Raw genomic sequence first — 11,800 nt, forward strand, 5'->3', positions numbered from 1 at the left:
CTCGGCTCCCCCTGTCACCGCCCCCTCGGCGACCTGGGCGTCGGCGAGGCGGCCCCGTACGAACGTCGTACCCCGACCGCCACGAAAGGCTCGTCGTGACCACTCGCAAGACCGCCCTGCTGCTGTTGCTGCCCGGGCTCGCCTTCCTGCTCGTCGGGTTCCTCGTCCCCTCGCTGGCGATGCTCGTCGCCCCTCCCGGCGTGGGCACGGGCGAGGTGCTGGGCCGCGTCGGCCAGATGCTCACCGACCCGTACGACCTGAGGATCATCGGCCGCACCGTCGGCCTCGGGCTGATCGTCACCGTCGTCTGCGTCGTGCTCGGGTTCCCGATCGCCTACCTGCTGGCCCGCTCGACGTCGCGCTGGTCGAGCGTGCTGCTCGCCCTCGCGATCTTCCCGCTGCTGCTCAGCAACGTCGTCCGCACCTTCGGGTGGCTCGTCGTGCTCGGCTCCCAGGGCGCGATCGGCCAGCTGCTCGTCGGGCTCGGCCTCGTCGACCGCGCCCCACAGCTGCTCTACACCGAGCTCGCGATCGTCCTCGGCCTCACTCAGCTGTTCCTGCCGCTCGCGATCATCTCGTGCTACTCGGCCGTCGCCCAGGTCGACGCCGGCCTCGACGACGCCGCCCGCGGCCTCGGTGCCAGCCGGTCGCGGACCTTCTGGGGCATCGTCGTCCCGCTCTCGAGCCCGGGCATCGTCGTCGCCGCGACGCTCGTCTTCGCCGGCTCGGTCACCGCGTACACGACCCCCTACCTGCTCGGCGGGTCGAGCCAGCGCATGCTCAGCACCCAGCTGTTCTCGTACTCGAGCGTCACGATCGACTGGGCCGGCGCCTCCGCCACGGCCCTGATCATGACCGTGCTCGTCTTCGTCGTCTCGGGCCTCTCGTCGCTCGTCGCCCGCAAGGGAGCCACCCAGTGACCCGGACCAGCACCGCCCCGACCAGCGCCGCCCGTCCCCGCAGGCCGGCCCGCAGCAGCAAGACCCCCGGCACCGGGCGCCCCGTCGCCGGCACCCTCGCGGTCGCGGGCTACGTCGTGATGATCGTGCCGATCCTGTTCGTCGTCGCGACGGCGTTCACGGGCGGCCGGACGCTGACGTTCCCGCCGCAGGGCTTCTCGCTGCAGTGGTTCGAGAAGGCCGTCACGTACGCGCCCTTCACCGGCGCCCTCGTCTCGAGCCTGCAGCTCGCCGTGCTCGCCACGGTCATCGCGCTGGCGGTCGGCGTGCCGGTCACCCTCGCGATCCACCGCGGGCGCCTGCCCGGCAAGGGCCTGATCGAGGGCATGTTCCTCTCGCCGCTGATCGTCCCCGAGCTCGTGGTCGGGCTCGCGCTCTACCAGCAGCTGATGATCGGCTTCGGCCTCGCGAACTTCCCCACGCTGCTGATCGGCCACACCGCGCTGATGATGCCGTACGCGGTCCGGGTGACGGGCGCCTCCCTCGCCCTCGCCGACCCGTCGCTCGAGGAGGCGGCCCGCGGACTCGGCGCCAGCCCGGTCCGCGCCTTCTTCACCGTGACGCTGCCGCTGCTGCGGCCCGGCATCTTCTCGGCCGCGCTGCTCAGCTTCGTCACCTCGTTCAACAACGTCCCCCTGTCGCTGCTGCTGCAGAGTCGCGACTTCCGCACCCTGCCGGTCACGATGCTCGACTACGTGCAGCAGAGCTACGACCCCATGGTCGCGGCGATGGCCACGCTGATCCTCGCGGCCACCGTCGTGGTCGCGATGGTCGCCGAGCGCACCGTCGGCTTCGCCAAGATCTTCGGAGGCATCAACAAGTGAGCACCACGGACCCCGCCGGCACCCGCCCCGGCACCGAGCACGCCCGCGCAGAGCACGCCGCCGCCGAGCGCCCTGGCGCCGAACGCCCCGCCGACGAGCGCCCCGCCGCCGAGCTGCGTGGCGTCAGCCAGGTCTTCGGCGACTTCACCGCCGTCGACGGCATCGACCTGTCGATCCGCCGCGGAGCCCTGACGACCCTGCTCGGCCCCTCCGGCTGCGGCAAGACGACGACGCTGCGCATGCTCGCGGGCTACTCGGCCCCGACGAACGGCACGATCCTGATCGACGGCGACGACATGACCCGCACGCCGCCCGAGAAGCGCGGGCTCGGCATGGTGTTCCAGTCGTACGCACTGTTCCCGCACCTCTCGGTCGCCGAGAACGTCGGCTACGGCCTGAAGCTGCGCCGGGTGCCCGCCGACGAGCGCGCCCGTCGCGTCGCCGAGACCCTCGACCTCGTCGGCCTCGGGCACCTCGCGGCGAGCAAGCCGAAGAAGCTCTCCGGCGGGCAGCAGCAGCGCGTCGCCCTGGCCCGGGCCATCGCGATCCGGCCGAAGCTGCTGCTGCTCGACGAGCCGCTCTCGAACCTCGACGCCCGCCTCCGGGTCCAGATGCGCGCCGAGATCCGCCGCATCCAGGGCGAGACCGGGCTCACCGTCGTCCTCGTCACGCACGACCAGGACGAGGCCCTCGAGATGAGCGACGACATGGTCCTCATGCGCGCCGGACGCATCATGCAGCAGGGCGCACCGCAGAGCGTGTTCCCTTCCCCCGCGAACCGCTTCGTCGCCGACTTCCTCGGCTACGAGAACTTCGTCTCCGCCGCCGACGGCACCTCGCTGACGGTCCGGCCCGAGCACCTGGTGGTCGAGCCGACCGCAGGAGGCGCGGGTCGGGCGGCAGCACCGGCCGCGGCCGGCCTGCACCTCCCGGGCACCGTCACCGACGTCGCGTACCGCGGCGTCGACCTGCTCGTCACGGTCGCGGCGATCGACGCCTCGGGCGCTCGCGTGCGGCTCGTGTCCGACGTGCGCGCGACGGGCACGTCGTCGCTCGCGCCCGGCGACGACGCCGTCGTGACCGCGCCGCAGTCCCGGCTCGTCGCGCTGGCCGACTGAGCCGGCCCGCACCGCCTCCACCTGGCCCCTCCGCTCCGCCCTCCCCTCGACCGCACCCGCGCCTCCTGCCCACTGCGCCTCCCGCACCCCCTCTGCCCTTCCTCGAAAGGACCACCATGACCCGCACCTCCCGCACACGTCCCCTGGCCCTCGCCGCCGGCCTCGCCGTCTCCGCCGTCGTGCTCGCCGGCTGCTCGTCGGGCGACGCGTCGTCGTCGGACGCCGAGAGCATCGTCGTCAGCACGTTCCCGTTCGGCGTCGAGGAGTTCCAGGAGGCGGTGGTCGACCCGTTCACCGAGGCCACCGGCATCGAGGTCGAGATCGAGACCGGCTCGAACGCCGACCGGCTGTCGAAGCTGCAGCTCGCCGACGGCGACCCCGGCATCGACGTCATGCTGATCAGCGACTACTACGCGGCCCTCGGCCAGGAGGACGACCTGTTCCAGCAGGTCGAGGCGGCCGACGTGCCGAACCTGGAGACCATCGCCGACTTCGCGACCGAGGACGCCTACGTCGGCCCGGCCTACAGCTACCAGCTCAACGGCACCCTCTACTCGACCGACGAGCTCGACGCGGACGAGGCCGCCGACTGGTCGCTGTACGGCGACTCCGACCTCGAGGGCCGCGTGGCCCTGCCCGACATCTCGGTGACCGCCGGCCAGCTGATGGTCTCGGGCGTCGCCTCCGAGTTCGGCGACGGCCCCTACGACATCGACGCCGCGCTCGAGCAGCTCGGCGAGTGGTCGCCGAACGTGCTGCAGTTCTACAGTTCGTCCACCGAGGTCACGAACCTGCTGACGCAGGGCGAGATCGTCGCCGCCGACGCCCTGAGCGGCTTCGCCACCGACCTCGTCGCCTCGGGTGAGCCCGTCGCCTGGACGCCGCCCGCGACCGGCAAGTACATGGCCACCAACCGCGCCATGATCCCGACGGGCGCCGAGAACGTCGACGGCGCCTCGCAGTTCATCGACTACCTGCTGTCGGCCGAGGCGCAGTCGTCGTCCGCCGAGATCGTCGGCGACCTGCCCGTGAACCCCGACGCGACCATCCCCTCGACCATCCGGGACGTCGTCGGCGACATCGCCGCCGACCCGATCGCCGCCGGCTACGCCACGCTCGACCCGACCGAGCTCGTCCCGACGCGCGCCGAGTGGGTCGACCGCTTCGCTCGCGAGGTGACGTCGCGCTGATGGGTGCCGACGCACGTGCCCTGACCTCCGATCCGCTGCCGGCCGGCTCGCTGACGGCAGGCTCGCCGACCGCCTCCTCCCCGACCGCCTCCTCGCTGCCGGGGTGGTACCTCGACCGGATGCCGAAGACCGACCTGCACTGCCACCTGATCGGCACCGTGCGGGCGTCCACCTTCGCCGAGCTCGCCCGGCGCGAGGGCCTCGCGCTGCCCGCCGAGCCCGAGCGGATCTTCGCCGACATCAACTCGCTGCCGCCCGACCCGGCGCTCTACCGCGACACGCGCATCCCCGTGCCGCAGGGGCGCAGCGAGGGCGAGCCTGACGTGTCGTACTCGCTGTTCCAGGCGTCGAACTGGGTCGTCGAGGTGCTCCGCGACGCGGACGACCTGACGCGCATCACGTACGAGGCCTTCGAGGAGGCGCACCGCAGCAGCGGGACCCGTCACCTCGAGCTGTTCTTCGACGCCGTGCCGCCGCACCTCGAGTCGCTCGGCTACGCCGGGTCCGTCGAGGCGTACGCGGAGGGCATCCGCATGGCGGAGCGCGACTTCGGCATGACGGGCCGGATGATCCAGGGCATCGACCGCAGCAAGTCGGGCGAGCACGCCCTCGCCCTCGTGCAGCAGGTGGTCGACCACCCGCACGAGTACGTCGCCGGCATCGGGCTCGACAACCTCGAGACGTCGGGCCCGCCCGAGCGCTTCGTCGACGCCTACCGGCTCGCCGGGGAGGCCGGCCTCGGCCGCACCGCGCACTCGTCCGAGCACGCGCCGACCGCGGTGAACACGATCACCTGCCTCGACCAGCTCGGCTGCGACCGCATCGACCACGGGTACTACGTGCTCGAGGACGACGACGTCGTGGCGCGGATGCGCGACGAGCAGGTCGCCTTCACGGTCGTGTCGACGACGTCGCGCCGCTCGTGGCGGCCGTGGCGGCGCGCGTCGATCGCCGCGATGCTCGATGCCGGGCTGAACGTCGTCCCGGCGTCGGACGACCCGGGCATGTTCCCCACGTCGCTCGCCCAGGAGTACCGCATCGTCTCGGAGCAGATCGGCGCGAGCGCCGACCAGGTGCGCCGCATGGCCCTCGCCGGGGTCGACGCGTCGTGGCTGCCCGCGGCCGAGAAGGCGGCGCTTCGCGAGCGGTTCGTCGCCGAGCTCGCGGCGCTCGACTCCCAGCTGGGGTCGGAGCTCGGGGTCGGTGCTCGCTGAACGTCGGCGGCCGGGGCCTCGGTAGCGTCGGGGAATGTTCCTGCTCTTCGGCACCTCCGTCCGCCAGGCCCTGCTGACCGTCGTCGTCTTCGCCTGCCGGTTCTGCGGACGCACCGTCGACCAGCAGGTCGCCCGCCGCTCGACGCGCTTCACGCTGTTCTTCGTGCCGCTGTTCACGGTGTCGAAGCGGTACCACGTCCAGTGCACGAACTGCGGCGGCGTCACCGACCTCACGCGGGAGCAGGCCGAGCACTCGCAGGAGTGGGCGGCGCGGCAGGGCTGACGGGGGCCTCCTCGCCTGCTCGCACCGCGCCTGGTCCGGTCCGCGCCCTCGTCGGGCCGCCCCTGCCTCGCGCTCCGTCGCCGTGTCAAGGGGTGCTGCGCGACGTGATCGCGGGCGAGGGGGCGGTGGTCGACTAGGGCGTCAGCGAGCCGCCGCCACCAGGCGGCCCGGACCCCGGGGCGCCGACGCGCCCACGACCGACAGGAGCCGCCATGAGCACCACCGCCCGCACCGACGACCGCCGATACGCCGCCACGCCCGTCCAGAAGGCGAGCCTCGTCGTCGGCGTCGTCTTCTTGCTCGTCGGGGTCGCCGGCTTCGTCCCGGGGCTCACCACCGACGTCGACTCGCTCCAGTTCGCCGGGCACATGTCGGGCGCGATGCTGCTCGGGGTGTTCCAGGTCTCGGTGCTGCACAACCTCGTGCACCTGCTCTTCGGCGTCGCCGGCGTCGCGCTCGCCCGCAGCGCCTCGTCCTCGCGCAGCTACCTGGTGATCGGCGGTGTGGTCTACCTCGTGCTCTGGATCTACGGCCTGTTCTTCGGCGACCACGCCGGGAGCAGCAACTTCGTGCCGCTGAACCAGGCCGACAACTGGCTGCACCTCGGCCTGGCCGTCGGCATGGTCGCGCTCGGCCTGCTGCTGGGGCGTCGCCGCACGGTGACCGGATCGACCGGTCGTGTCGGCTCGACCGGCTCGGCTCCTCGCACGCGCGGCTGAAGCGGCCGCCGCGCGAGCGTCCCCCGTGGTCGCCTCGAGGTGGGGCGGGGCCGGGACGACCGGCGTCGCGCCTCCTCGTCCGTGAGTGGGCGTGGCACCCGGGTTGGGGGCGCGGAGGGGGTGGTCGGGACCGGCTGCCTGCTCCAAGCTGGGGACACGGACGACAGGCGGGGACTCACCCACCCGCCGCGGCCGCCAGCCCCCGAGGAGACCGCGTGAGCACCATCACCGCGCACCACGAACCGAGCGCGTTCGAGACCAGCGTCGCGGACCGCAAGCGCATCGTCGCCGCCACCGTCGAGACGCTCGACGCCGTCGGCTGGGACGCGACCGACGTCTCCGCCGTGGCCCGGACCGCGGGCATGTCGCCTGCCTGCGTCGAGCGGCACTTCCCGTCGTGGGAGGGGCTCGTGCTCGCCGCCGTCGACCGGTGGAACCTCGACCGCTTCGAGCAGGTCGCCCGCGAGACGGCGGGCGCAGCGACGCTCGGCTTCGTGCGGGGACTCGTCGCGCACAGCAACGTGCACCGCGGGCTGTCGCGCTCGCTCATGACGCTCTCGATCGGCTCGGCCGACGCGGGCGACCTCTCCGGACGGTTCGTCCGCGACAGCTACCGCGACTTCCACGCGATGGTGTTCCAGGGGCTCGCGTTCGACCTCAGCCAGGGCGACGTGCCCGCAGGCACCGACGTCGCCGCGCTCTCGACGAGCGTCGTCGCGCTGTACATGGGCCTGCAGCTGCAGATGCTGCTCCAGCCCGAGCACGACGTCGTCGTCGCGTTCGACCTCGGGCTCGAGGGGCTCACCCGCGGCTGGTGACCGCCGCCCAGCGCGAGCGCGAGCGCGAGCGCAGCCGCGGCATGACGTGTCGAGGACTCAGGTGTCCGTGTCGTCGAGACGCCCGCTGCCCGGCAGCGAGCACGCGTCACGACGCCGACACCTGGATCCCCGACACGGGGAGGCGCGGACGAGCGCCGAGGGCCACGGACGTGTCAGGCTCGGTGCATGCGCATCGACGAATGGTGGTCCGAGCTCGTCCCCTCGACCCGACAGTGGCTGATCGACAACGCGGGCGACGTCGTCCCCGCCTGGGTGCTCGAGCAGATCACCGCCGTCACGGGCGAGCCGACGGCCGACGACGACTGGGCCGCCGACGTGGACGCCGAGGAGTTCTACCTCTCGGACGACGCGACCGACTGGATCGAGGCAGCCGGCAACGACGAGCTCGACGACACGGACGAGAGCGAGCTCGTCACGGACGACGAGGAGGCGGCGGGCACGTCCGCCAGCTGACTCGCGACCGCGATGGTGACCGCGTCGGCGGCCGCGTCGCTGAGAGCCGCAGGGAGCTCAGAGGGCGGGGACCTGCGCGTCGTCGTCCGCCGAGTCGAGCAGCACGCGCGGGGCGGCGCTGACGCCGAGCGCCTCGCCGAGGTGGTCCGCCGTGCGGCGGGCGAACGAGCGACGGGCCGAGGCGGCGAGGGCACGCCGCTCGGCGGCCGCCTCCCACACGCCGGGGTCGGTGACGTCGTCGACGAACAACGGTCGGCGTCGTTCCTGCTCGTTCATCGTGGCCTCCTCGGGGTCGCGTCGGGTCTGCACGATGTTCGCAGCCCGAGGCCCCGGGGAGGGAATCGAGGACGCCCCCAGTTCTGGTGATTCGTTCGACGGCCAGGCAGCTGTCCGGAGTCGAGGGACGGCGAGGCGCGGCGCGGGACGCGACCCGTCAGGGGGTCGTGCGCGCCGCCTCCTGCGCGACGACCTCGTCCAGGTCGTCGAGACGTCGGAGCCCCTGGAGAGGACGCATCATGCGCGGGTTGCCCTGCAGCGCCGGCTCGACCCGGTCGAGGAACGCCCAGTAGCCCGCCGTGAACGGACACGCGGTCGGGCCGACCCGGACGGTCGGCGAGAACGGGCACGAGCCGCAGTGGTCGCTCATCGAGTGGATGTAGCGGCCCCCGGCGGCGTAGGGCTTGGTCGCCACCACTCCCCCGTCGGCGTGCTGGGACATGCCGACGATGTTCGCCGGCATCACCCACTCGGTGCCGTCGACGAAGATGTCCGTGAACCAGTCGGTGAGCTCGGCCGGCCGGTAGCCGCGCTGCAGCGCCCAGTTGCCGAGGATCATCAGCCGCTGGATGTGGTGCGTCCAGCCGTGCTGGTGCACCGTCTCGAGGGTGCTGCGCAGGCACTCGGCCTGGACCTCGGTCGCGTCGACCTCTCGCCACCACCGGGGCAGCGGCTCGGTGGCGCCGAGGGCGTTGTTGTCGGTCGTGTACGACTCGCCCAGGTGCCAGTACAGGTGCCAGACGTAGTCGCGCCAGCCGGCGATCTGACGGACGAAGCCCTCGACGCTCGCCAGGGGCGCGCCTCCTGAGGCGTGGGCCTCGAGCACGCGCTCGATCACGTGGCGGGGGTCGAGCACGCCGAGGTTCATCGGCACGCTGAGCAGGGAGTGCGACATGGTCCAGTCGTTCGAGAGCATCGCGTCCTCGAAGGGGCCGAAGTCGCCGAGGCGGGTCTCGACGAAGTCGTCGAGGGCAGCCTCGGCCTCGGCCGGCGTGACCGCGAAGCGGCGACGGTCGTCGGCACCGACGAACACGACGCTGCCGTCGGCGACCCACGCGTCGAGGTCGGCACGCACCGCGTCGTCGATCTCGTCCTCGTCGGGCCAGACCGGGTCGGGCAAGCCGAGCGTCGTCGCGCCCTTCGGGGGCGGGTTGCGGTTCTGCTCGTCGAGGCTGAACTTGCCGCCTGCGGGCCCGTCGCCCTCGATCAGCCAGTCCTCGCGACGACGGACGGTCTCGTAGTGGTTCTCCATCAGGAGGCGCCCCTTGCGGGAGGCCGCCCAGGTCGCGAACTCCTCCTCGCTCGTCACGAACCCGCGGCTCGGCAGCACGCGGACGTCGCGGCCCTCTCGGCGGACGGCCGCGCGGAGCTGGCGGTCGGGCGGGTCGACGACCTCGAACGGGCCGAGCCCGGCAGCGTCGTCGAGCACCTCGTCGAGGGTCTCGACCTGCACGTGGGTTGCCCGGTCGCCGAGCGCGGCGACCCGGTGCCGCAGCGCCGAGAGCCAGAGGTGCGCCTTCGCGCGGTGCATCGGCCGACGGGTGAAGGCGTCGCGCGCCTCGACCACGACGGCGGGCCCGCCGTCGTCGAACTCGTCGCCGTACTGCCCGGGCAGGATCAGCCGGGCGCGGGCGCGGGCGGGGGCGCGGACGTCGGCGGCAGGCGTCTCGGACATGCTCGGAACTTACGCCCCGCCTCCGACATCGCCCCCGGCTGGCCGACGACTGACGCCGCTGCCTCGCCGAATGGTCAGGAAGTGTCGTCCAGACGACCGGCAGGGCCGAATTCGGACCACTCGTGGTTACACCGACGGCAGGAGGCGCGGTGGCAGGAGGAGAGGCAGGAGCTAGCGCTGGTGGGCGGCGCGGCCGCGCCAGAGGAGCCACACGAAGTACGGCGTCCCGATCAGCGCGGTGAGCAGCCCCGCGCCGAGCTGGGCCGGGGCGATGACCGTGCGGCCGAGGACGTCCGCGAGGCCGACGAGCGCCGCGCCGAGCACGACGGCGACGGGCAGCACGCGGGAGTGCCGGGCTCCGACGAGCGAGCGGGCGGCGTGCGGGGCGACCAGCCCGACGAACCCGACCACCCCGACGGCGGCGACCGCGGCGGCGGTCAGCAGCACCGCGAGCGACAGGAAGAGCAGGCGCGACCTCGACAGCGAGACGCCGAGCAGCCGGGGGGTGTCGTCGTCGAGGGCGACGAGGTCGAGTGCGCGGTGGCTCGTCCCCGCGGCGACGAGGCCGACGACCAGCGCGAGGGCGACCGGCACCGAGTCGGCGAACGAGCGGCCGTAGGTGGACCCCGACAGCCAGGTCAGGGCCTTCGCGCCGTTGAACGGGTCGGTCAGGACGATCAGCAGGCTGATGGCCGCGGCGGTCGCGGCGGCCACCCCGACGCCGATCAGCACGAGCCGGTCCTGCGGGAACCCGCCGCGTGCGGCCAGGCCGAAGACGACCACCGCCGCGACGACGGCCCCGGCGAACGCGGCCCCGGCGACGCCCCAGCCCGAGATCGCGGGCACGCTCGTGACCGCGACGACGGCGCCGAGCCCGGCTCCCCCGGAGACGCCGAGGATGCTCGGCTCCGCCAGCGGGTTCCGCGTCACCGACTGCACGAGCCCCCCGGCGAGGGCGAGCGCAGCCCCGGCCAGCAGGGCGGCGACGACCCGCGGCACCCGGGTGTCCAGCACGTAGCTGACGACCGGACCGGCCCGCCCGGTCGCCCAGTTGGCGACGTCGCCGAGCAGCAGCACGGCGTCGCCGAGCAGCACCCCGGCGACGGCCACGCCGACCAGCACGACCACGAGCGCGGCGAGCACGAGCACGAAGCGGCGCCGCGAGACCACCCGGTGCTGCTCGGTCGGGGTCGACCCTCCGTGGTCCGCCGCCCGGAAGGCCAGCACGACGAGCACGAGCGCGCCGACGATCGACGTGACGATGCCGGTCGGCACCTGGACCGACGCCTCCGCGCCCACCACGGCGCGCAGCAGCACGTCCGACGCGAGCACCACGACGGCGCCCGCGAGCCCGGCCAGCGACACGAAGACCCAGGTGCGGCGGACGCTCGGCACGAGCCGACGCAGCGGCCGCACGAACGCGGGGGCGCAGAGCCCGACGAAGCCGATCGGCCCGGCGACGGTGACCGCCCCGGCCGAGAGCAGCACCGACGCGACGACGGTGACGACGCGGGTGGTGCGCACGTCGACCCCGACGCTGCGGGCCGCGTCGTCTCCGAGGCCGAGCGCGTCCAGCCGACGCGTCATGAGCAGCACGACGACGAGGCCGACCAGCACGACCGGGGCCACCTGGGCGACCGACGAGAAGCCGTTCTGCCCGACGCTGCCCTGCCCCCACTGGTAGAGCCCCGCGGTCTCGCGCGGGAACAACAGCAGCAGCGAGCTCGTCACGCTGGCGAGCCCCAGCGCGAGGGCGCTGCCCGCGAGCACGAGCCGCACCGACCCCGAGCCGAGGCCCGAGAGGGCGAGGACGACGCCCGCGGCGAGCAGCCCGCCGACGAACGCGATGCCCGAGGAGGCGACCAGCGGCAGCGAGAGACCGGTCACCGACGCGACGGCGAGGGCCGCGTACGCGCCGGCGTTCACCGCGAGGGTGTCCGGCGACGCCAGGACGTTGCGGCTGACGGTCTGCAACGCCGCACCCGCGGCGCCGAGGGCCACGCCGACGAGGATCGCCGCCGCCATCCGCGGCAGGCGCGACGCCACGACGACGGAGGCGTCGCCCGCGGTCGCGGAGCCCGTCAGGGCCCGCCAGACCTCGCGTGGCCCGACCGCCGCGGTGCCCTGCGTGACGTCGACGAGGGCGAGGAGCACGACGACCGCCGCCAGCACGACGACGACGGCCACGGCGCCGAGACCGGCACGGGGCGGGGTCGTGAGCCGTACCTCCTGCCGGTCTGCGCCGACGGC

12 protein-coding genes are annotated in these 11,800 nt (G+C 73.5%); 9 read left to right on the plus strand and 3 right to left on the minus strand.

Translation table 11 applies throughout. The annotated features are described in order from the left end of the window. Nucleotides 1-95 precede the first annotated feature (95 nt). The 9 genes from EDF18_RS06610 (at nucleotide 96) to EDF18_RS06650 (ending at nucleotide 7,599) form a co-directional block, all read left to right on the plus strand. Nucleotides 96-920: an ABC transporter permease gene (locus tag EDF18_RS06610; protein WP_233569004.1), complete on the plus strand. Its 825-nt coding sequence runs from the start codon at nucleotides 96-98 to the stop codon at nucleotides 918-920. Further along, nucleotides 917-1,783: an ABC transporter permease gene (locus EDF18_RS06615; protein WP_233569005.1), complete on the plus strand. Its 867-nt coding sequence runs from the start codon at nucleotides 917-919 to the stop codon at nucleotides 1,781-1,783. Before EDF18_RS06610 ends, EDF18_RS06615 begins: the two co-directional genes overlap by 4 nt. Then, on the plus strand, nucleotides 1,780-2,901 hold the full coding sequence (locus EDF18_RS06620; protein ID WP_199732342.1) for an ABC transporter ATP-binding protein: 1,122 nt from the start codon (nucleotides 1,780-1,782) through the stop codon (nucleotides 2,899-2,901). Before EDF18_RS06615 ends, EDF18_RS06620 begins: the two co-directional genes overlap by 4 nt. A 116-nt stretch (nucleotides 2,902-3,017) precedes the next feature. Next, nucleotides 3,018-4,091 (plus strand): extracellular solute-binding protein, encoded by a 1,074-nt coding sequence (locus EDF18_RS06625; protein ID WP_123546917.1) that lies wholly within the window; start codon nucleotides 3,018-3,020, stop codon nucleotides 4,089-4,091. Continuing rightward, a complete protein-coding gene (locus EDF18_RS06630) occupies nucleotides 4,091-5,305 on the plus strand; it encodes a hypothetical protein (protein ID WP_233569006.1) in 1,215 nt (404 codons plus the stop codon). Before EDF18_RS06625 ends, EDF18_RS06630 begins: the two co-directional genes overlap by 1 nt. Before the next feature lie 34 nt (nucleotides 5,306-5,339). Further along, nucleotides 5,340-5,588, plus strand: a complete 249-nt coding sequence (locus EDF18_RS06635; protein WP_123546918.1) for a zinc-ribbon domain-containing protein — start codon at nucleotides 5,340-5,342, stop codon at nucleotides 5,586-5,588. Nucleotides 5,589-5,800: 212 nt separating this feature from the next. After that, the gene (locus tag EDF18_RS06640) at nucleotides 5,801-6,307 is read left to right on the plus strand and encodes a DUF4383 domain-containing protein (RefSeq protein WP_123546919.1); all 507 of its coding nucleotides are present in this window, start codon (nucleotides 5,801-5,803) and stop codon (nucleotides 6,305-6,307) included. Between the two features lie 215 nt (nucleotides 6,308-6,522). Next, entirely contained in the window at nucleotides 6,523-7,125 is a 603-nt protein-coding gene (locus EDF18_RS16310) for a TetR/AcrR family transcriptional regulator (RefSeq protein ID WP_158614631.1), read from the plus strand. A 186-nt stretch (nucleotides 7,126-7,311) separates the two neighbouring features. Next, complete coding sequence (locus EDF18_RS06650) at nucleotides 7,312-7,599, plus strand: hypothetical protein (RefSeq protein WP_123546920.1); 288 nt, start codon at nucleotides 7,312-7,314, stop codon at nucleotides 7,597-7,599. 57 nt (nucleotides 7,600-7,656) lie between these two features. On the opposite strand, the gene EDF18_RS06655 is transcribed toward EDF18_RS06650, so the two are convergent. The 3 genes from EDF18_RS06655 to EDF18_RS06665 form a co-directional block, all read right to left on the minus strand. Next, the gene (locus EDF18_RS06655; RefSeq protein WP_133739314.1) at nucleotides 7,657-7,875 is read right to left on the minus strand and encodes a hypothetical protein; all 219 of its coding nucleotides are present in this window, start codon (nucleotides 7,873-7,875) and stop codon (nucleotides 7,657-7,659) included. A gap of 157 nt (nucleotides 7,876-8,032) precedes the next feature. After that, on the minus strand, nucleotides 8,033-9,550 hold the full coding sequence (locus EDF18_RS06660) for a cryptochrome/photolyase family protein (protein ID WP_123546922.1): 1,518 nt from the start codon (nucleotides 9,548-9,550) through the stop codon (nucleotides 8,033-8,035). A gap of 171 nt (nucleotides 9,551-9,721) precedes the next feature. Then, nucleotides 9,722-11,737: an iron ABC transporter permease gene (locus EDF18_RS06665; protein ID WP_233569062.1), complete on the minus strand. Its 2,016-nt coding sequence runs from the start codon at nucleotides 11,735-11,737 to the stop codon at nucleotides 9,722-9,724. Nucleotides 11,738-11,800: the final 63 nt, after the last annotated feature.

This window comes from Frigoribacterium sp. PhB107, from assembly GCF_003751515.1.
In the GTDB taxonomy this organism is placed as follows: Bacteria; Actinomycetota; Actinomycetes; order Actinomycetales; family Microbacteriaceae; genus Frigoribacterium.

Coding starts and splice junctions, on each gene's coding strand:
- EDF18_RS06625 (WP_123546917.1), top strand. CDS start 3,018: ATGACCCGCACCTCCCGCACACGTCCCCTGGCCCTCGCCGCCGGCCTC.
- EDF18_RS06630 (WP_233569006.1), top strand. CDS start 4,091: ATGGGTGCCGACGCACGTGCCCTGACCTCCGATCCGCTGCCGGCCGGC.
- EDF18_RS06635 (WP_123546918.1), top strand. CDS start 5,340: ATGTTCCTGCTCTTCGGCACCTCCGTCCGCCAGGCCCTGCTGACCGTC.
- EDF18_RS06640 (WP_123546919.1), top strand. CDS start 5,801: ATGAGCACCACCGCCCGCACCGACGACCGCCGATACGCCGCCACGCCC.
- EDF18_RS06650 (WP_123546920.1), top strand. CDS start 7,312: ATGCGCATCGACGAATGGTGGTCCGAGCTCGTCCCCTCGACCCGACAG.
- EDF18_RS06655 (WP_133739314.1), bottom strand. CDS start 7,875: ATGAACGAGCAGGAACGACGCCGACCGTTGTTCGTCGACGACGTCACC.
- EDF18_RS06660 (WP_123546922.1), bottom strand. CDS start 9,550: ATGTCCGAGACGCCTGCCGCCGACGTCCGCGCCCCCGCCCGCGCCCGC.